The sequence below is a fragment of the Streptomyces sp. 184 genome, assembly GCF_045781775.1.
Classification (GTDB): domain Bacteria; phylum Actinomycetota; class Actinomycetes; order Streptomycetales; family Streptomycetaceae; genus Streptomyces.
Map to the genome: position 1 here is coordinate 1,142,069 of NZ_CP123230.1, position 18,816 is coordinate 1,160,884.

The following is an 18,816-nucleotide window of genomic DNA, read 5'->3' on the forward strand; positions in this document are numbered from 1 at the left end:
GTCGAGCCTCACCGGGGCGGGTGGCCCAGAGCGGCGTGTGCCTCGTCGAGGGGGGAGGAGCGTTTCAGCGGTCTGCCGGCCCGTCGGGACCGAGCCACGCCAGACCCGTCGCACACCCCGGCGGGATCACCCCGCGCCGGCGACGCCGACCGGGCAGCTCACGCCCGTGCCGCCGAGCCTGCCGTGCCATGTGACCCGTTGGGGCCGGTGATGCGAGCGGGGCCCGGAGTTCGGGAGTGTCACCACGGGGAACGTCGCAGAACTCCAGCTACAAGGCGTCGAACGGAGGCACGATACGAACAATGGCGATCAAACGGTCGCGCGGCACCGGCAGGAAGTAGAACCACTCGCCCGCAGCGTCCATCCGGCGCAGGCTGCCGGGCCGGGGACCATGGCCAAGGTCGGTGATGTCGATTCCTGTACCTGCCAGCTCGACCAGGTCCCCGGCCAAACGCTCCACCTCTGCAACCACATGCTCGGGGAGGCCATCGGCCACATGAACACGATCCGGGTCGTACTCCCAACGCCACCCCGCGCTCACTGGATCGGGATACCGAGGGCGGTGTGTGCTGCGTCCAGGATCTTGCCGATCTCGGAGACTGCTCGCCGCGCTTGGGCGCTGTCGTCCCCTTGGGCGGTGTCCTCCCAGTAGCGCAACTGTGCGGCCATGTCGGGGTGGCGCTGGATGTGGACGTAGACGGCCCACTGGGCGATGAACCGCTGGAGCGGACCCATCTCGGAGCCCTGTCGGGTCTGGTCAGCCGCCTGGTCAAGCTCGCGAGTGAAGGCCGGCAGCGCGGCAGGCGCAATCTGACTGACGGCCTGCCGCAGGGTGGTCACCGTCGCGGCCGGCTGAGGGATGAGCGGCTGCCCGGCGGTTGAGATCGTCATTGCTGCTCCCATGGGGCCCGAGTCTGATCCCTCGCGGCAGCGTACCGGGTGCAAGTCCGTTCCCGCCGCTCGAACGAGTGAGGGAGAAGCGATTCAGCTCTCCGTCGGAGCGATGCCGGTGGGGCAGAAGGCGCCGTCGGACTGGTCACTTAGCTTGACGCCCGTGCCGCCGATGCCGCAGTAGCCGCCCGGGTTCTTGTCCAGGTACTGCTGGTGGTAGCCCTCCGCCGGGTGGAAGGGGCGGTTGGCCGCCGGGAGGATCTCCGTGGTGATGTCGCCGTAGCCGGACGAGGCCAGGACCTGCTGGTACGCCGCGCGGGAGGCGTCGGCCGCCGTGCTCTGGGCGGGGGTGTGGGTGTAGATCGCCGAGCGGTACTGCGTGCCGATGTCGTTGCCCTGGCGGAAGCCCTGGGTGGGGTCGTGAGACTCCCAGAAGAGCTTGAGCAGGTCCTCGTACGACACGACCGCCGGGTCGTACACCACGCGGACGGCCTCGGTGTGGCCCGTCCGGCCCGAGCAGACCTCCTCGTACGTCGGGTGCTCCGTGTGCCCGCCCTGGTAGCCGACCAGGGTGGTCCACACGCCCGGCGCCTGCCAGAAGATGCGCTCGGCGCCCCAGAAACAGCCCATCCCGAAGTCCGCGACCTCCAGGCCCTCCGGGTACGGACCCTCCAGCGGGTTGCCCAGCACCGTGTGCCGCTCCGGCACGGTGAACGCGGGTGCGGGGCGGCCGGGCAGCGCCTCGTCCTTGGTGACGAGCTGGTTCTTATGGCGGTTCAGGAACATCTCCGGCCTCCTCCGCTGGCGGTGCTGGTGCTCCTCTCAAGGAACGTACCGCGCCGCTCCGACATTCCCGCTGTCGCTTCCCGCCGTCACTTCAACGCCGCACCCCTGCCGCCCTCGTAGCCCGCCACCGCCAGCGCCCGGTACGCCGCGTACTCCGCCGCCGGCTGCTCGCTCAGCGACCACGGGAGCGCGCCCACGTACCCGTCCACGTGCCGCATCTGCTCCAGCGCCTCCTCGTACCGCTCCGCCCGTACCAGGAAGCACGCCAGCAGGTGCCGTACGTGCGGCAGCATCGGGTGGTCCGCCGGGGCGTGGTGCACCGCGTACTGCGTGCCCTCGATCGCATGCCGGACGACCTCGCCCTCGTACAGCCCGCGCACCAGGTTCGCCTCCGGCAGGTGCTCCCAGACCGCGAAGAGCGGCAGCGCGGGCAGCAGCGTCCCCGGCCCCGCCGAGGCGGCCGAGCGCTGCGCGAAGTCGTACGCCGCCTCCCGGGAGCCGTGCCACTTCTCGCACGCGTACTGAAGTGCCGCGAGATGCGCGCCCATGTGGTCGCCCGCGCGCTGCTCGACCGTGTGCCACAGCTCCTCGAAGTCCGCCTCGCGGTAGTGCGCGCCGCGGGCGATGGCCAGCTCGATGACGTACGGCATGGGGCTGCCCGGCGCCAGCATCGCCGCCTCCGCGCAGACCTTCTTCGCCTCCTCCAGGATCACGGGGAACTCCTCCGCCCCCGACCCGGCCATCCACGCCTGCCGTACCAGGAACTCCGCGTGCACCTCGGCCCCGCCCACGTCCTTGGGCTTCTCCGCCCGCCACGTGCGCAGCCACGCGCCGCCCTCGCCCGGGGCCTGCGCCAGCTCGAAGGCCGCCGCGCCCGCCAGCGTCTGCACCCGCTGCCAGCGCAGCTCCCACTCGTCGTCGGTGAGCGCGAGCAGCCGGGAGGCGGCCTGCCAGTCCTGGTCCTGCTGGAGGTCGCGGAGGACCTCGGCGAGCTGCGGGTCGGGGCCGGGGAGGCGCACGTCCAGTTCGTCCACGGGTACGAAGCCGTAGCCGCCGGCCGGGTCCACGGCCCTGGCGTTCGACTGCACCACCTCCCTGCCGCCGCGGGCGCGGCGCAGCATGGGCACGGCGACCCACGCGATCAACGCGATGGCGAGGAGTGCGAACAACAGTTCCATTAATATGTCCTGGCTTCTCAAAGAGGGTGCGGTGCGGGCCGGTACACGTACGGGTCCTCCCCTCCAGCAAACCAGACCGCCGCGCGCAAGTGCCCCCCTCCAGGGCTTATCCTCGGGCCGCATGAGCCAGCCCAGCTTCGAGACCGTCGCCATCCACGCGGGCCAGGAGCCCGACCCGGCGACGGGCGCGGTCGTACCGCCGATCCACCAGGTGTCCACGTACAAGCAGGACGGGGTGGGGGGCCTGCGCGGAGGCTACGAGTACAGCCGTTCCGCCAACCCCACCCGCACCGCCCTGGAGCAGAACCTCGCCGCGCTGGAGGGCGGGGCCCGCGGCCTCGCGTTCGCCTCCGGCCTGGCCGCCGAGGACTGCCTGCTGCGCACCGTGCTCGGCCCCGGCGACCACGTGGTCATCCCGGATGACGCCTACGGCGGCTCCTTCCGGCTGTTCGCGCAGGTCGCCGCGCGCTGGGGAGTCGAGTTCTCGGTCGCGCACACCTCGGACCCGGCGGCGGTGCGGGCTGCGCTGACCGACCGTACGAAGGTGGTGTGGGTGGAGTCGCCCAGCAACCCGCTGCTGGGCATCACCGACATCGCCGCCTCAGCCGCCGTCGCGCACGAGGCCGGCGCGCTGCTCGTCGTGGACAACACCTTCGCCAGCCCCTACCTCCAGCAGCCCCTGGCGCTCGGCGCCGACGTCGTCGTCCACTCCACGACGAAGTACATGGGCGGGCACTCGGACGTCATCGGCGGCGCGCTCGTCGTGGCCGACCGGGAGCTGGGCGAGCGGCTGGCGTTCCACCAGAACGCGATGGGCGCGGTGGCCGGCCCGTTCGACGCCTGGCTGGTGCTGCGCGGCATCAAGACGCTGGCCGTACGGATGGACAGGCACAGCGCCAACGCGGCGCGCGTCGCCCACATGCTGGACCGGCACCCGCGCGTGACGCACGTGTACTACCCGGGCCTCGAAGATCACCCCGGGCACGAGACGGCCGCGAAGCAGATGCGCGACTTCGGCGGCATGGTGTCGTTCCGCGTCGAGGGCGGCGAGGAGGCGGCGGTCGAGGTCTGCAACCGGGCGCGGCTGTTCATCCTCGGGGAGTCGCTGGGCGGCGTCGAGTCGCTGATCGAGCACCCGGGGCGGATGACGCACGCCTCGGCGGCGGGGTCGCCGCTGGAGGTGCCGGACGACCTGGTGCGGCTGTCGGTCGGGATCGAGTCGGTGGACGACCTGCTGGCGGACCTCACGCAGGCGCTCGGCGCCTGAGACGCGGGACGCACGCAGGGCGCACCCGGGGGGCGCGTTGCGTTGGGCGCGGGGCGCGCCGGCGGCGCGGATGCGTGCCGGTGATCCGCTACGCCCCCGAAGACGCCTGACCCGACCCGACCCCCCGACGCGCCGCTTGAGGAGGCTGCCCCGCTGGGCGGCCTCCTCACCAGCCTTCGAAGTCCGGTGTCGTACGCGCCGGGTGGTCCACCCACGCGCCGCTCACCGCCGCCCACACCGTCAGCGCCACCAGCGCCGCGACGAGCAGCAGCCATACCCCCGACCGCAGCAGCGTCCGGCGGCGCAGCAGCCGCCGGCCGCGCGCGGCGGCCACGGCGGCGAGCTGCGGCGGCACGGCGGGGTGCGGGCCGTCGAGGAGGTCGCGTACGGCCTGCTCCTTGCGGGCGGTGATGGAGATCACGGCGTCGCCACCGCCCGTCGGGTACGTCCCGGGGCCGGCGTGCGCCGGCTGAGCATGGCGGCGCTGGCCCGCATGAGGATCTGGTGGACCCGCTCCGGCGGCAGCCCGAGTGCGGCGGCGGTCTGCTCCTCGGCGACGCCCTCGGCCATCCGCAGCACGAGCACCAGCCGCTCCTGCGGCGAGAGCCGGTCGAGCAGGCCGCCGGAGGTGCGTCGGTAGCGCCAGGCGGTCTGGGCGAAGCGGGAGACGAGCTGCTGCCGGGCCGCCTCGTACGGATCCTCGCCGCGCAGCCGGTCCCAGCGGGCGTAGGTACGGGCCAGGGCCCGGGTCAGCAGCCGTTCGGCCTGCGGGGCGGCGTCCGGCGGTTCGGCGGTGAGCAGTTGGGCGACATGCAGCAGCCGGCCGGCCGCGCCCGCACAGAAGGTCTCGAACTCCAGGGCACGGCGGCGCCGTTGTGCCGAGCGCCGCTGACGCACAGCGCTGCTCCCTTCACCGCCCTCGGTCTAATAGGACGGCAGGCGGGCGCCGGGGTCAATACTCCGGAACCACCGGCGTCGCTAGTCGCCGCCGTCCCCCGGGCCGTCCAGGCCGTCCTGTCCCCTGTCCGGCCGGCCGGGCGGCCGGCCCTCCTGCTGCCCGGCGTTGGCCTGCGAGACCGAGGTGTTGAACCGCGTGAGCAGCGTGCAGAACGTGGCCCGCTCCGCCTGCGTCCAGTCGGAGGTCAGTTGCGCGACCAGCTCGCGCCGCGACCCCTGCACCTCGTGCAGCCGCGCCCTGCCGATCGGCGTCAGCTCCAGTACGACGGCGCGGCCGTCCTCGGGGTGCGTGGCGCGCTTGACGAGCCCGGCGTCGACGAGCGGCGCAACTTGCCGGGTGACGGTCGAGGAGTCGATGCCCATGCCGGCGGCGAGGGCCTTGACGCCCGTGGGGCCGTGCTGCTCAAGGCGGTTGAGCAGCAGATAGGCGGCGCGGTCCATCGAATTGCGCACCTGCCCGAGGCCGGCGAGGCGCGTCTGCTCGGCGCGGCGGGCGAAGACGGCCAACTGATGCTGGAGGTCGTTCAGCAGGTCGGGAACCGCGGGGGTGTCGGTCGGGGAAGGGGGCGAGGGCATGGACGGTGCTCACTTCGTGAGGACGTTCACTGACTGCGGATCTGGCGGCCGGCACGAACCCGGCTGCGGGAGCTGGGGGTGGATAGCTGCGGATACGGGTGCGGATACGGGTGCGATCGGTGCGTAGGACAGGGGATGGACATTCGCATTCGAACTGGGCCACAGATTACGCGGCCCGGCCGTGTGCCGTACGGCCTGTGGAAAACCTGCCGTCGTCTCAGCGTGCGAGACTGTCGCCATGAGCGCAGCCGCGGCCGGGGCCGTCAGTCTGGACGACGTACGCGACGCACAGACCATCCTCGGCGGCATCGCGCGGGTCACCGCGCTGGAGGGCAGCAGGTTCCTCTCCCGGCAGGTCGGCGCACCGGTCCACCTGAAGTGCGAGAACCTTCAGCGCACCGGTTCTTTCAAACTCCGCGGCGCGTACGTGCGCATCGCCGGGCTCGGCGAAGGGCAGCGCGCCCGCGGCGTGGTCGCCGCCAGCGCCGGCAACCACGCGCAGGGCGTGGCCCTCGCCGCGTCGCTGCTGGGAGTGCGCTCGACGGTCTTCATGCCGGTCGGTGCCCCGCTGCCGAAGGTGGCCGCGACGCTGGACTACGGCGCGGACGTGCGGCTGCACGGGCAGGTCGTCGACGAGACGCTGGAGGCGGCGGAGGCGTACGCCGAGGCGACCGGCGCCGTCCTCATCCACCCCTTCGACCACCCCGACGTGGTGGCGGGGCAGGGCACCGTCGGCCTTGAGGTGCTGGAGCAGTGCCCGGAGGTGTCGACGATCGTGGTGGGCATCGGCGGCGGCGGGCTCGCGGCCGGGATCGCGGTGGCGGTGAAGGCGGTCCGGCCCGACGTGCGGATCATCGGGGTGCAGGCGGCGGACGCGGCGGCGTATCCGCCGTCGCTCGCGGCGGGGCGGCCGGTGGCGCTGGAGTCGTTCGGGACGATGGCGGACGGCATCCAGGTGGGCAAGCCGGGCGACGTCCCGTTCAAAATCATTGGCGAGTACGTGGACGAAGTGCGTACGGTCTCCGAGGACGCGCTGTCCGCCGCGGTACTGCTGTGCCTTGAGCGGGCGAAGCTGGTCGTCGAGCCGGCCGGGGCGGCTCCGGTCGCAGCGCTGCTGTCCGAGCCGGACGCCTTCGGGGGCGGCCCGGTGGTGGCGGTGCTCTCCGGCGGGAACGTCGATCCGCTGCTCGTCCAGCGCATTCTGCGGCACGGCATGGCGGCGGCGGGGAGGTACCTGTCGCTGCGGTTGCGCGTGACGGACCGGCCGGGGGTGCTGGCGACGCTGCTGGGGGTGTTGTCAGAGGCGGACGCTAACGTCCTCGACGTGAGTCACGTGCGGACCGATCCGCGCCTCGGGCTCACGGAAGCGGAAGTCGAGCTACAGCTAGAGACGAAGGGGCGGGAGCACTGTGAACGAGTGCTCGCGGCGCTCCGGAAAGCCGGGTACACGGTGTCTTCCTGACACGCACGCCCCTCCCACGGTCCAGCCATTCGCCCACCGCACGCGACTCGGTCACGCCCAGCTCGGCCACTCGCGACTTGACGCGATATATCGCGTGTTCTATTCTCCTGCTGTTGCCCGATCATGCGCTCATGTCTGACATTTGTTGAGAAGTGCCGTCAGACGTCCATCCCACCACCGACTTCCATCCAACCTGGGGAGATCTCTATGCCAGGCGCCATCCACGCCGAAGGGCTGGTCAAGCACTTCGGCGATGTGCGGGCACTGGACGGCGTCGATCTCGACGTCCCCGAAGGCTCCGTTCTCGGCCTGCTCGGCCCCAACGGGGCCGGGAAGACCACCGCCGTGCGCGTGCTGACCACGCTGCTGCGGCCCGACTCCGGCCGCGCCGAGGTCGCCGGGCTCGACGTGCTCAAGCAACCCAACGAGGTGCGCAGATCCATCGGCCTGTCCGGCCAGTTCGCCGCGGTCGACGAGTATCTGACCGGCCGGGAGAACCTCCAGATGGTCGGCCAGCTCTACCAGTTGAGCTCCCGCGACGCGAAGGCCCGCGCCGGCGTGCTGCTGGAGCGGTTCAACCTCGCCGACGCCGCCGACCGCACCGCCAAGACATACTCCGGCGGCATGCGCCGGCGGCTCGACCTGGCCGCCGCGCTCGTCGTCGAGCCGCCCGTGATGTTCATGGACGAGCCGACCACCGGCCTCGACCCGCGCAACCGGCAGCAGCTCTGGGACGTCATCCAGGAACTGGTCAAGGGCGGCACGACGCTGCTGCTCACCACGCAGTACCTGGAAGAGGCCGACCACCTGGCGCACGACATCTGCGTCATCGACCACGGCCGCGTCATCGCGCGCGGCACCTCCGACGAGCTGAAGGCCCGGACCGGCGGCGAGCGCGTCGAGGTCGTCGTGCACCAGCGCGACGAGATCTTCGCCGCCAGCGAGGTCCTCGGCGCCCTCGGCCAGGGCGAGGTCACCGTCGCGGACCACACCCGCAAGCTCACCGTGCCCGTCAGCGGCGGTGCCCGGCTGCTCGCCGACGTCATCCGGGACCTGGACGAGCGCGGCATCGCCATCGACGACATCGGGCTGCGCCGCCCCACGCTGGACGACGTGTTCATCTCGCTCACCGGCCACGCCGCCGAGACCGAGGACGGGAACGCGAAGGCAAAGGACGGCGACGGAAAGGCCGCCGACGACGCCGTGAAGGAGACCGCCAAGTGACCGCCTCGACCGCCCCGGCGCGCACGCCCGCCCCCGCGGCGCCGCCCGGCCTGGGGGGTGTCGGCCAGTCCGTCCGCGACTCGCTGGTCGTCGCCAAGCGCAACCTGCTCCGCATGTCCCGGATCCCCGAAGTCGTGATCTTCGGCCTGATCCAGCCGATCATGTTCGTGGTGCTCTTCTCATACGTGTTCGGCGGCTCCATGAACGTCGGCGGCAGCACGAACGCCGAGGTCTACCGCGAGTTCCTGATGGCCGGCATCTTCGCCCAGACCGTCACCTTCGCCACCGCCGGCGCCGGTGCCGGCATAGCCGAGGACATGCACAAGGGGCTCATCGACCGCTTCCGGTCGCTGCCGATGGCCCGCGGCGCGGTGCTCACCGGCCGTACCCTCGCCGACCTGGTGCAGACCGCGCTGACGCTGGTGGTGCTCGCCATCGTCGCCGCGCTGGTCAGTTGGCGCTTCCACGAGGGCGTACTGAAGGCGCTGGCGGCGTTCGGCCTGCTGCTCCTGCTGGGGTACGCCTTCACCTGGGTCGGCGCACTCATCGGGCTGTCGGTGCGTACGCCCGAGGCGGCCACGTCCGGCGGGCTGGTCTGGCTGTTCCCGGTGACGTTCGTGTCGAACGCCTTCGTGGACTCGGGCAACATGACGCCCTGGCTGCGGCACATCGCCGACTGGAACCCCTTCAGCGCGACCGTGCAGGCGTGCCGCGAGCTGTTCGGCAACCCCGGCGTCGTCCAGTCCGACGCCTGGCCGATGCAGCACCCGGTGCTGGCCTCGCTGATCTACTCGATCGTCATCGTCGTGATCTTCCGCACGCTGGCGGTGCGCAAGTACCGCAACTCCGCCGGCTAGCGCGCCCGGTGGCGCACGTCGAAGCCCCCGGCCCGGGAACCTGGGTTCCCGCCGGGGGCTTCGCGGTGGGCTGCTGCGTCAGACGCGCGATCAGGCAGCGTACGGCTTGGCGTCGAGGATCGTCACCATCGCCGTGTTGCCGTTCGGCAACTCGTAGCTCGCTTCCTCGCCGATCTTCTTGCCGTTGACTCCCATGCCCAGCGGCGACTGCGGCGAGTACGTCTCGACGTCCCCGCTCGCGTACTCCCGCGAGGCCATCAGGAAAGTGAGGGTGTCGCTCTCGTCGCCGTCGAAGGCGATCGTGACGACCATCCCGGGCTCGACCACGCCGTCGTCCGGCGGCGCCTGGCCGACCTTCGCGTTCTCCAGGAGCTGCTGGAGCTGGCGTACCCGCAGCTCCTGCTTGCCCTGCTCCTCCTTGGCCGCGTGATACCCGCCGTTCTCCCGCAGGTCACCCTCCTCGCGAGCCGCCTCGATCTTCTTGGCGATCTCGGTGCGTGCGGGACCCGACAGGTGCTCCAGCTCGGCCTTGAGCTGGTCATACGCCGCCTGGGTCAGCCAGGTGACGTTGTCGCTGGTCTGGGTCACAGGTGCTCCTCGTCGGTGGTGGTTCTGGTGCTGGGGGAACTTCTCATGCGTCTGTGATGCAGCAATCGCCCTACCCAGAAGAATTGCGCCTTCATGGGTGGGGCGAAACCACGATCGTAACAATTCCGGCAGCGGGACGGCGACTGTTATCGCTCGTCGGCCGCCTTGCAGCCGACCAGCTCGGCGTTGGCGCCGCGCGTGGTGGTCCGGATCGACACCACGGTGTCGATGCGTGACTTCGGCTCGTCGATGCGCACGTCGCGGACGCCGGCCTCCGACTTGTCCGCTGCCAGCGAACGCAGCGTGCACACGGCGTCGACGTCGGTCTTCTTGCGGACCTCGATGTGCGCCTGCACCTCTGTGTCGGACACGACCTTGAAGCGGATCAGCTCACCGGACGCCTGCGAACCGGCCGTCGCGTCGACAGCGCCCCAGGCCACGAAGCCGAGGAGGGCCGCGCCGAGGACGGCGCCGACGACCTTCAGCCGCCGGTCGGCACGGGCGTCCGCCGAGCGGCCGTAGCGGCCCTCGGGCAGCGTCTGGGGCGCACCGGCCATGATGGTCCCTCCCGGCAGATCGGCTGGCAGCAGCTGACGGCGGAATGAAATGTCAGTCCGCTCAGTCACTATAGAAGCCGGCCTAGACGACCTGTTACCGAGGATTGAATCTGTGAGCGATGACCTGCGGCTGATGGCCGTCCACGCGCACCCCGACGACGAGTCGAGCAAGGGTGCGGCCACCATGGCGAAGTACGTCTCGGAGGGCGTCGAGGTCCTGGTCGCCACCTGTACGGGGGGCGAGCGGGGGTCGATCCTGAACCCGAAGCTTCAGGGCGACGCCTTCATCGAGAAGAACATGCACGAAGTGCGGCGCAAGGAGATGGCCGAGGCGCGGGAGATCCTCGGCGTGAAGCAGGCGTGGCTGGGGTTCGTCGACTCCGGGCTGCCGGAGGGGGACCCGCTGCCGCCGCTGCCCGACGGCTGCTTCGCCCTGAAGGAGGTCGACGAGGCGGCGGAGGCGCTCGTCCGCCTGATCCGCGAGTTCAAGCCGCAGGTCATCACGACCTACGACGAGAACGGCGGCTATCCCCACCCCGACCACATCATGACCCACAAGATCACGATGGCCGCCTTCGACGCCGCCGGCGACCCCGCGCGCTATCCGGACGCGGGCGAGCCCTGGCAGCCGCTGAAGGTCTACTACAACCAGGGCTTCAACCGGCCGCGCACCGTCGCGCTGCACGAGGCGATGCTCACGCGCGGTCTGGAGTCGCCGTACGGGGAGTGGCTGGAGCGGTGGAAGGAGTTCGAGCGCAAGGAGCGCACGATCACGACGTACGTGCCGTGCGACGAGTTCTTCCCGGTCCGCGACAAGGCGCTGATCGCGCACGCCACGCAGATCGACCCCGACGGGCCGTGGTTCAAGGTCCCGATGGAGATCCAGCAGGAGGTCTGGCCCACCGAGGAGTACGAGCTGGCGAAGTCGCTCGTGGATACATCCCTCCCCGAGGACGACCTCTTCGCCGGCATCCGCGACAATTGACCGTGTGAACACCACATTGGCTGCCGACCTCGTCCCGCTCGCCGACGAGCTCGACAAGAACAAGGTCACGCCGGGCGTCCTCGGCTTCATCGTCTTCGCGCTACTCGGCGTCGCGGTGTGGTTCCTGCTCAAGAGCATGAACCGGCATCTGAACCAGGTCGACTTCAAGGAGAAGACCGACCGCGGCGACGCCGGTCCGGGCGGTACGCGCCCGGACGGCGAGGGCCCGGGAGACGGGGGCGACCCGCGTGCGGACGCGCCTCGCGGCGACGCACCGCGCGGGTCCGCCCCGCGCGGTGACGCGCCCCGGGACGGCACCCCGCGCGACGACAGCCCGCGCGACGAGTCGCCCGGGACCCCGGCGCCGGCAAAGAGCCCGAAGGGCGACAGGCAGCCCGTCGGCCGCCGCCCGTAGCGGCGGGCGGGGCCGGCGGGGCGGTCGAGCCCGGCGGCCGGTACGGACCTGGTCCGCCCCCGGCGCCGGCTAGCCCGCCAGGGCGCCGTCGCCCGCGGGGGCCGCGCCGTTCAGGGGGACGCCCATGACCTCGCGGGCGTGCCGGCTCGGGACCATGCCCAGGCGCCACGCCTGCCAGCCCGTCTCCGGCTCCACGCCCCGCTCCAGCACGAGCTGGAACGTCTCCGCGTAGTCCTCCAGCGCCGGGTCGACCACCCCGCGCCGGGTCGCGGTCGCCGTACGCAACTCGTCCAGCAGCTCCGACAGCTCCTGCTGCGCCACCGCGGCGCCCACCACCGAGCCGCCCGGCGAGGCGAACGGCAGCAGCGTGCAGCGCAGGAACCGGGCCCAGGTGGCCCCGCGCCGGTCGCCGATGCCGGCGAACAGGTCTATCGCCGTGTCGACCAGCTCCAGCGCCTGCCCCGCGCGCCCGTTGCCCGCGTCGATCACGGCCAGCTCGATGCACGACCAGCCCTCGCCGTGGGCCACGCCCACCCGGCGGAAGTCCTGCCGCGCGTCCTGGAGCAACTGCCGGGCGAAGCCGCTGTTGCGCAGGGTGCCGGTCTGCTCGGCGCGCAGATCGCGGGTGACCCGCGCGGAGTGGTGCCGCGCGCAGGCCAGCCCGTACACGTCCCGCATGCGGCTGAACATCGAGCGGGACCGCTCCAGCGCCCGGACCGCGGACTCGCGCTTGCCGGCCCCCTCCTGGGCCTGGCCCAGGTAGTACAGCGTCCACGCCTCGCCGCGCGCGTCGTCGTTCTCCCGGTGCCGGGCGAGGGCCGCCTTGAGCTGCGTCACCGCCGTCGCCGGGTCGGCGGCGACCAGCCGGGCGCGGGCGAGCTGCGTCATCGCCCAGGCTTCGCCGCGGCCGTCGCGGGTGCGCGAGTACTGCTCCAGAGCCTCTTCCAACTGCTCCTCGGCTCCCGGTACGTCTCCGATCCGCAGCCGCACCTGCCCGAGCTGGAAGTGCGCCCACGCCTGGCCGTGCACGCTCTCGCTCTCCTGGTGCAGCGTGAGCGCCTGGTCCAGCAGCGCCAGCGCGTCGCCCAACTGTGCGCGGTCGCGCAGCACGGCCGCCAGCGCGTGCAGCGTCCAGGCGCGGTCGCCGCGCATGTTCTCGCCCTGCTGCATCTGGAGGGCCTCGCGCAGCTTCGCCTCCGCCTCCCGCAGGCTGCCCTGCTGCTGGAGCGTGATGCCCAGGTCGCGCAGGGCGCGGGCGGCGCCGGCGGAGTGCTGCGCCTCGCGGTAGAGGTCGACCACGGAGGACAGCGTCGAGCGGGCCTTGTCCAGCTCGCCGAGCTGCCGGGCCGCGACGCCCGTACGCCACTGGACCGACCGCATCAGCAGCCCCTGGTCGGCGGCCTTGGTCAACTCGTTCAGCTCGCCGAGGCGGTACAGGTCGCCGCGGAGCAGGCAGTAGTCCGCGAGGGCGCCCAGCAGGTGCAGCACCGCGGCCTGTTCCACGCCCTCGGCGTGCCGGAGGGCGGCGGTGATGAAGCTCTGCTCGTCGTCGAGCCAGCGCAGCGCGGAGTCCAGTGACGTGAAGCCGTGCGAGCCGAACCGGTCGGCGCGCGTAGACGTACGCCCGTCGACCAGCCGGATCACCGAGTCGGCCAGCTCCGCGTAGCTGCGGATCAGCCGCTCGTGCGCGGCGGCGCGCACCTCGGGGTTCTCCTCGTCGAGCAGCCGGGCGTACGCGAAGCGGCGTACCAGGTCGTGCACCCGGTAGCGGGAGCTGCGGACGTGCTCCACCAGCCCGGCGCGGGCCAGGGCCGTCAGCCGCTTGCCGGCCTCCTCCTCGCCGACGTCGAGCAGCGCGGCGCAGGCCGCCGTGCCCAGGCTCGCGCGGCCGACCAGCGACAGCCGGCGCAGCAGCGCCCGGGTCGGCTCCGTCAGGTCGCCGTAGCGCAGCCACAGTGCGCGCTCCACCGGCTCCACCGGCCCGTAGGCGTCCAGCGCCTCGGCGAGTCCGGCCAGGCTGCGCACGTCGAGCGCCGACCCGGCGATGCGCAGCGCCAGCGGCAGCCCGCCGCATAGCACCCCGATGCGGTCGGTGGACTGCGCGTCGTACGGCTCGGCGGAGCGCTCGGCGGTGTCCGTCCCCTGGACCATGGCGCGCAGCAGCTCCTCGGCCGCGGTCGCCTCCAGGCCCTCGACCGGCATGTGGTGCACCCAGGCGTCGAGGTCGTCGGGCAGCTCCAGCCGCTGCCGCGAGGTCACCAGCACCAGGCTCTCGGAGCGCTCCGGCACCAGCAGCCGGACCTGCTCGGCGTCGACCGCGTCGTCCAGCACTATGGACACCGGCAGCGACGTCAGATGCTGGTGGTACAGCTCGACGAGGCGGCGGAGCTGTGCGTCGTGCGCCGGGCGCTCGCGGAACATGAGCTGGTCGCGCGGGGCGCCGAGGCGGTTGAGCAGGTGCAGCAGCGCGTCCCGGGTGGGCAGCGGGGCCTCGTCCAGGCTCTCGCCGCGCAGGTCCACCACCACGGCGGCGCGGAACTGCTCGCGCAGTTGGTGGGCGGCGCGGACCGCGAGGGTGGTGCGCCCGGCGCCCGGCGGGCCGTGCAGCACGACGACGGTCGGCTTGGTCTCCGTACTGGCGCGGCCCTGCTGCACCCATCCGGCGATCCGGGCGAGCTGGGCCTTGCGGCCCACGTACACCCGGGAGGCCGCGGGCAGTTGGCGGTAGGACTGCTCCAGCGTGGCCCGCTGCCGCGCCTCCTGGCTGCGGTTCCGGCGCAACTGGGGCTCGCGGTCCGTACCCCCGCCGGCGGCCGTGCTCTGCCCCTGGCGGTCGCCGGCCGACTCGGAGCGGGCGGGCGGGCGGACGCGGGCCGAGATCATCCGCTGCTCGTCGAAGAAGGGCCGCACGCCGCGCAGTTCCAGCGCCGTCAGCCACTGGAGCCGGAGCTGCTCGGGGCCGCCGGGCTGCCGGGCGGCGCCCGAGCGCGTGTTGCCCGAGAGCCAGTGGGCCAGGCCGATCTGCACCAGGCCCGCGACGAGCCCGGCGAGGCAGGTGGCCAGCCCGGTCCAGAACGCGGCCGTGGAGCCCAGGCCCTCCTCGGCGGAGACGAGCAGGGCGACGGCGGCGGCGGTGAGGGTCGCGGTCACCGCGGGCCCGACCGACTGCGGGGAGAAGCGCTCGGCGAACGAATGCCGGCCCGCGGCGGACTCGTCCAGCGCGCGCACGTACGCCCCGTACTCCTCGGCGGCGCGTGCGGCCATGTCGTCCAGCGCCGCCCGCGCCCGGCCGAGCAGCACCACGCCGTCGGTCCGGCCACCGGAGCGGCGCACTTCCTCTTCGACCGCGCGGGTGAGAAGAAGCTCCGCCTCCCCCCGATGCTTGTCGCGCAGTCGGGACGCTGTGCCCGGCATGTGCTCCCCTCCCATACCCGTCGCCCGCTGGTGCAGTTGCACCGCCAAGTCTTCCGCGTTTCCCGGGTATTCGGCATCCCCCTGTGGATAACTCGGCCGGATGACGCGGTGAATGAAGAGCTGATAACACCGGGCATCCGGTCCTTGAGCAGAATTTCGGTGCCGGGAAAAACGCGTCCGGCGGGTACGACGCCGTTGTCGTACCCGCCGGTTCCTGCCGGAGGCGTACCGAGTCAGCCCAGGCGGTTGACCAGGGCGTGGTACTCCTCCCACAGCTCCTTGGGAGTGTGGTCGCCGAAGGTGTCGAGGTGCGCGGGGATCAGCGCGGCCTCCTCGCGCCATACCTCGGGGTCCACGGAGAGCAGGAAGTCGAGCTGGTCGTCGGTGAGTTCGAGCCCGTCGATGTCCAGTGCGCCCTTTGCGGGCAGCACCCCGATCGGGCTCTCGACGCCCTCGGCCTCGCCGTTGAGCCGTTGGACGATCCACTTCAGCACGCGGCTGTTCTCACCGAACCCGGGCCAGACGAACGACCCGTCGGCGTCCTTGCGGAACCAGTTGACGTAGTAGATCTTCGGGAGCTTCGCGGCGTCCGCGGAGGCGCCGACCTTCAGCCAGTGGCCGAAGTAGTCGCCCATGTTGTAGCCGCAGAAAGGCAGCATCGCGAAGGGGTCGCGGCGCAGCTCGCCGACCTTGCCCTCGGCGGCGGCGGTCTTCTCGGAGGCGACGTTGGCGCCGAGGAAGACGCCGTGCTGCCAGTCGAACGACTCCGTCACCAGCGGCACGGCGGTGGCGCGGCGACCGCCGAAGAGGATGGCCGAGATGGGCACGCCCCTGGGGTCCTCCCACTCCGGCGCGATCGTCGGGCACTGCGCGGCCGGCACGGTGAAGCGGGCGTTCGGGTGCGCGGCGGGCGTGCCGGACTGCGGGGTCCAGTCGTTGCCGAGCCAGTCGGTGACGTGCGCCGGGGGCTCCGCGGTCATGCCCTCCCACCACACGTCGCCGTCGTCGGTGAGGGCGACGTTGGTGAAGACGGAGTTGCCCCACAGGGTCTTCATCGCGTTGGCGTTGGTGTGCTCGCCGGTGCCGGGCGCGACGCCGAAGAAGCCGGCCTCGGGGTTGATCGCGTACAGCCGGCCGTCCTCGCCGAAGCGCATCCAGGCGATGTCGTCGCCGATGGTCTCCACGGTCCAGCCGCGGGTGGTCGGCTCCAGCATGGCGAGGTTGGTCTTGCCGCAGGCGGACGGGAACGCGGCGGCGACGTACTTGGACTCACCGCGCGGCGGCGTGAGCTTGAGCACGAGCATGTGCTCGGCGAGCCAGCCCTCGTCGCGCGCCATGACGGAGGCGATGCGCAGGGCGTAGCACTTCTTGCCCAGCAGGGCGTTGCCGCCGTAGCCGGATCCGTACGACCAGATCTCGCGGGTCTCGGGGAAGTGGGAGATGTACTTCGTCGAGCTGCACGGCCACGGCACATCCTGCGCTCCGGGCTCCAGGGGCGCGCCGACGGTGTGGACGGCCTTGACGAAGAAGCCGTCGTCGCCCAGCTCGTCGAGGACCGGGCGGCCCATGCGGGTCATGGTGCGCATGGCGGTGGCGACGTACGCGGAGTCGGTGATCTCGACGCCGAGGGCGGAGAGCGGGGAGCCCAGCGGGCCCATGCAGAAGGGGACGACGTACATGGTGCGACCGCGCATGGCGCCGCGGAAGAGGCCGCCCTTGCCGGAGGTGCCGGTGAAGACCTCGCGCATCTCGGCGGGGTCCATCCAGTGGTTCGTCGGCCCGGCGTCCTGCTCCTGCTCGGAGCAGATGAACGTACGGTCCTCGACCCGCGCGACGTCGGTCGGGTCGGACGCGGCGTAGTACGAGCCGGGGCGCTTGACGGGGTCCAGCTTCGTGAAGGTGCCCTTGGCGACGAGCTCGGCGCACAGGCGGTCGTACTCCGCCTGGGAGCCGTCACACCACACGATCTCGTCGGGCTGGGTGAGGTCGGCGATCTCCTGGACCCAGGAGAGGAGCCCTTCGTGCTTGGTCGGGGTGGTCATGAGTACCGCATGCTCCAGATGTCGAGGGTTTGGGCGTTTCTTCTGTGATGTCACATCTATCTGGTTTTCAAGACCGTTACCCCTTGGGGGCGCCGACCCGGTGGCCGCTCATATGAGCCCGTCCGGTGTCGGGTGTGCGCTCGTTTGATGATGAGGTAGCTCAGACGTCATGTCCAGCCGGCTCCCGCGTGAACAGCGCCACTCCGCGGCGGACCTACGGAGGCGTAGGTAGCATGGGCGCATGAGTGCGACGGGTGAGGGAGAGTTGCAGCGGGTCGCCAGTGCCGCGGCCGCCGTCCTCAAGCCGCGGCTGCGCGGCTGGTTGCATGCGGTGATGTTCCCGGCGGCGCTGTTCGCGGGCGTGCTGCTGACGGCGCTGGCGGAGAGCCCGCGCGGCCGGCTGGCCTGCGCGGTCTACACGTTGACGGCCTGCCTCCTCTTCGGCGTCAGCGCGCTGTACCACCGGGGCGACTGGGGCCCGCGGGGCACGGCCGTGCTGCGCCGGCTCGACCACGCCAACATCTTCCTGATCATCGCCGGCACGTACACGCCGTTCACGATCCTGCTGCTGGAGGGCGGAAGGCAGCAGGCGCTGCTCTGGTTCATCTGGGCGGCGGCGCTCGCCGGGATCGCGTTCCGCGTGGTCTGGGTCGGTGCGCCGCGGTGGCTGTACACGCCGTGCTACATCGCGATGGGCTGGGCGGCGGTGTTCTTCCTGCCGGACTTCATGCGCGCGGGCGGCATCGCGGTGCTCGTGCTGGTGGTCGTCGGCGGCGTGCTGTACAGCGCGGGCGGTGTGGTCTACGGGATCAAGCGGCCGAACCCGTCGCCGCGTTGGTTCGGCTTCCACGAGGTCTTCCACTCGTTCACGCTGGCGGCGTTCGCCGTCCACTACGTGGGGATCTCGCTCGTGGCGTACCGCCACGCGTAAGCCCTACGGGGCGCGTGCGGCATCCGGGTGTCCGACTGTCCGGGTGATCCGTACGTGTCGGCTCCTGTACTTCCCCGGGCAGAAGCCGCAGGGATGATGTTATCGGTGCGTACTACCATCCCCCGCTCCTCGTGGAGGCAGAAGATGCGCATCCGTACGCTCGCCCGCTCCCTCGCCACCGGTGCCCTCGTGATCGGTCTCGCCGGTGTCGGCGCGGCTTCGGCCCAGGCCACCGGGCACCCGAAGCACGACAAGCAGTGCTGCTCCAAGTGGTACAACCAGGAGATCAGCAAGAAGATCAACAACGAGATCCAGAAGACCTGGAACAACACCGAGGTCGAGGTCGAGGTCGAGGTCGAGAACAACATCAACAACCGCGTCTCGGGCAACCAGTACACCGAGATCAGCCCCTCCACGTCGATTCACTTCGGCCCGCTCCAGAGCTACGACCGTGAGGCGATCGTCATCGGGCGCTAAGCCCGGACCGCCGCGGCAGGGCGCTCGCGGCACCACGCGGAGGCACTCTCCACGGATTCCCGGGGTCCGGCCCGCACGCCATGTGTCATGGCGTGCGGGCCGGACTTCTGCTGTTTCCGGTGGGGGCGGTGCGGATCGGGGGTGGCGGTGCGGGCCGGCACGGCCGTCAGGCGGGCGCGGCCGGTTGTCCACAGGTGGTTGTCCACAGC

The 18,816-nt window shown here is 71.7% G+C and carries 19 protein-coding genes; 8 read left to right on the forward strand and 11 right to left on the reverse strand.

The window, feature by feature from the left end:
• Positions 1-268: 268 nt before the first annotated feature.
• The 4 genes from QBL21_RS05085 to QBL21_RS05100 form a co-directional block, all read right to left on the reverse strand.
• A complete protein-coding gene (locus QBL21_RS05085; protein ID WP_407560772.1) occupies positions 269-496 on the reverse strand; it encodes a hypothetical protein in 228 nt (75 codons plus the stop codon).
• Between the two features lie 41 nt (positions 497-537).
• Positions 538-891 carry a hypothetical protein gene (locus QBL21_RS05090; RefSeq protein ID WP_047017739.1) on the reverse strand — a complete coding sequence of 118 codons (354 nt, stop codon included), beginning with the start codon at positions 889-891 and terminating at the stop codon, positions 538-540.
• A gap of 93 nt (positions 892-984) precedes the next feature.
• Positions 985-1,677, reverse strand: coding sequence for a peptide-methionine (S)-S-oxide reductase MsrA (msrA, locus tag QBL21_RS05095; RefSeq protein ID WP_407560773.1), 693 nt, complete (start codon positions 1,675-1,677; stop codon positions 985-987).
• 86 nt (positions 1,678-1,763) lie between these two features.
• A complete protein-coding gene (locus QBL21_RS05100; protein ID WP_407560774.1) occupies positions 1,764-2,855 on the reverse strand; it encodes a hypothetical protein in 1,092 nt (363 codons plus the stop codon).
• Between the two features lie 121 nt (positions 2,856-2,976).
• Here QBL21_RS05100 and QBL21_RS05105 point away from each other — a divergent pair, with 121 nt between their 5' ends.
• The gene (locus QBL21_RS05105) at positions 2,977-4,122 is read left to right on the forward strand and encodes a cystathionine gamma-synthase (protein ID WP_407560775.1); all 1,146 of its coding nucleotides are present in this window, start codon (positions 2,977-2,979) and stop codon (positions 4,120-4,122) included.
• A gap of 166 nt (positions 4,123-4,288) precedes the next feature.
• Here the strand turns inward: QBL21_RS05105 and QBL21_RS05110 are convergent, their stop codons facing one another.
• The 3 genes from QBL21_RS05110 to QBL21_RS05120 form a co-directional block, all read right to left on the reverse strand.
• Positions 4,289-4,543: a hypothetical protein gene (locus QBL21_RS05110; protein ID WP_407560776.1), complete on the reverse strand. Its 255-nt coding sequence runs from the start codon at positions 4,541-4,543 to the stop codon at positions 4,289-4,291.
• On the reverse strand, positions 4,540-5,019 hold the full coding sequence (locus QBL21_RS05115; protein WP_407560777.1) for a sigma factor-like helix-turn-helix DNA-binding protein: 480 nt from the start codon (positions 5,017-5,019) through the stop codon (positions 4,540-4,542). The genes QBL21_RS05110 and QBL21_RS05115 overlap by 4 nt, the downstream gene beginning before the upstream one ends.
• 81 nt (positions 5,020-5,100) lie before the next feature.
• Positions 5,101-5,655 (reverse strand): MarR family winged helix-turn-helix transcriptional regulator, encoded by a 555-nt coding sequence (locus QBL21_RS05120; protein ID WP_407560778.1) that lies wholly within the window; start codon positions 5,653-5,655, stop codon positions 5,101-5,103.
• 238 nt (positions 5,656-5,893) lie between these two features.
• On the opposite strand from QBL21_RS05120, the gene ilvA reads away from it, so the two are divergent.
• The 3 genes from ilvA (at position 5,894) to QBL21_RS05135 (ending at position 9,198) form a co-directional block, all read left to right on the forward strand.
• A complete protein-coding gene (ilvA, locus tag QBL21_RS05125; RefSeq protein WP_407560779.1) occupies positions 5,894-7,117 on the forward strand; it encodes a threonine ammonia-lyase in 1,224 nt (407 codons plus the stop codon).
• Between the two features lie 207 nt (positions 7,118-7,324).
• Positions 7,325-8,341, forward strand: a complete 1,017-nt coding sequence (locus tag QBL21_RS05130; RefSeq protein WP_407560780.1) for an ATP-binding cassette domain-containing protein — start codon at positions 7,325-7,327, stop codon at positions 8,339-8,341.
• Positions 8,338-9,198, forward strand: a complete 861-nt coding sequence (locus QBL21_RS05135; protein WP_407560781.1) for an ABC transporter permease — start codon at positions 8,338-8,340, stop codon at positions 9,196-9,198. The genes QBL21_RS05130 and QBL21_RS05135 overlap by 4 nt, the downstream gene beginning before the upstream one ends.
• A gap of 90 nt (positions 9,199-9,288) precedes the next feature.
• Here the strand turns inward: QBL21_RS05135 and greA are convergent, their stop codons facing one another.
• Both greA and QBL21_RS05145 read right to left on the reverse strand, forming a co-directional pair.
• A complete protein-coding gene (greA, locus tag QBL21_RS05140) occupies positions 9,289-9,786 on the reverse strand; it encodes a transcription elongation factor GreA (RefSeq protein ID WP_407560782.1) in 498 nt (165 codons plus the stop codon).
• Positions 9,787-9,932: 146 nt separating this feature from the next.
• On the reverse strand, positions 9,933-10,343 hold the full coding sequence (locus QBL21_RS05145; RefSeq protein ID WP_407560783.1) for a DUF4307 domain-containing protein: 411 nt from the start codon (positions 10,341-10,343) through the stop codon (positions 9,933-9,935).
• A 112-nt stretch (positions 10,344-10,455) separates the two neighbouring features.
• On the opposite strand from QBL21_RS05145, the gene mca reads away from it, so the two are divergent.
• Positions 10,456-11,328 carry a mycothiol conjugate amidase Mca gene (mca, locus tag QBL21_RS05150; protein WP_407560784.1) on the forward strand — a complete coding sequence of 291 codons (873 nt, stop codon included), beginning with the start codon at positions 10,456-10,458 and terminating at the stop codon, positions 11,326-11,328.
• Between the two features lie 4 nt (positions 11,329-11,332).
• Positions 11,333-11,743, forward strand: a complete 411-nt coding sequence (locus QBL21_RS05155) for a hypothetical protein (protein WP_407560785.1) — start codon at positions 11,333-11,335, stop codon at positions 11,741-11,743.
• Between the two features lie 69 nt (positions 11,744-11,812).
• Here QBL21_RS05155 and QBL21_RS05160 read toward each other — a convergent pair whose 3' ends face one another.
• On the reverse strand, positions 11,813-15,157 hold the full coding sequence (locus QBL21_RS05160) for a tetratricopeptide repeat protein (protein WP_407560786.1): 3,345 nt from the start codon (positions 15,155-15,157) through the stop codon (positions 11,813-11,815).
• A gap of 233 nt (positions 15,158-15,390) precedes the next feature.
• Positions 15,391-17,199, reverse strand: a complete 1,809-nt coding sequence (locus QBL21_RS05165) for a phosphoenolpyruvate carboxykinase (GTP) (RefSeq protein WP_407560787.1) — start codon at positions 17,197-17,199, stop codon at positions 15,391-15,393.
• Between the two features lie 241 nt (positions 17,200-17,440).
• Here QBL21_RS05165 and QBL21_RS05170 point away from each other — a divergent pair, with 241 nt between their 5' ends.
• Positions 17,441-18,130, forward strand: a complete 690-nt coding sequence (locus QBL21_RS05170; RefSeq protein ID WP_407560788.1) for a hemolysin III family protein — start codon at positions 17,441-17,443, stop codon at positions 18,128-18,130.
• Between the two features lie 144 nt (positions 18,131-18,274).
• Positions 18,275-18,607 (forward strand): hypothetical protein, encoded by a 333-nt coding sequence (locus QBL21_RS05175; protein WP_407560789.1) that lies wholly within the window; start codon positions 18,275-18,277, stop codon positions 18,605-18,607.
• The last annotated feature ends 209 nt before the right edge of the window (positions 18,608-18,816 follow it).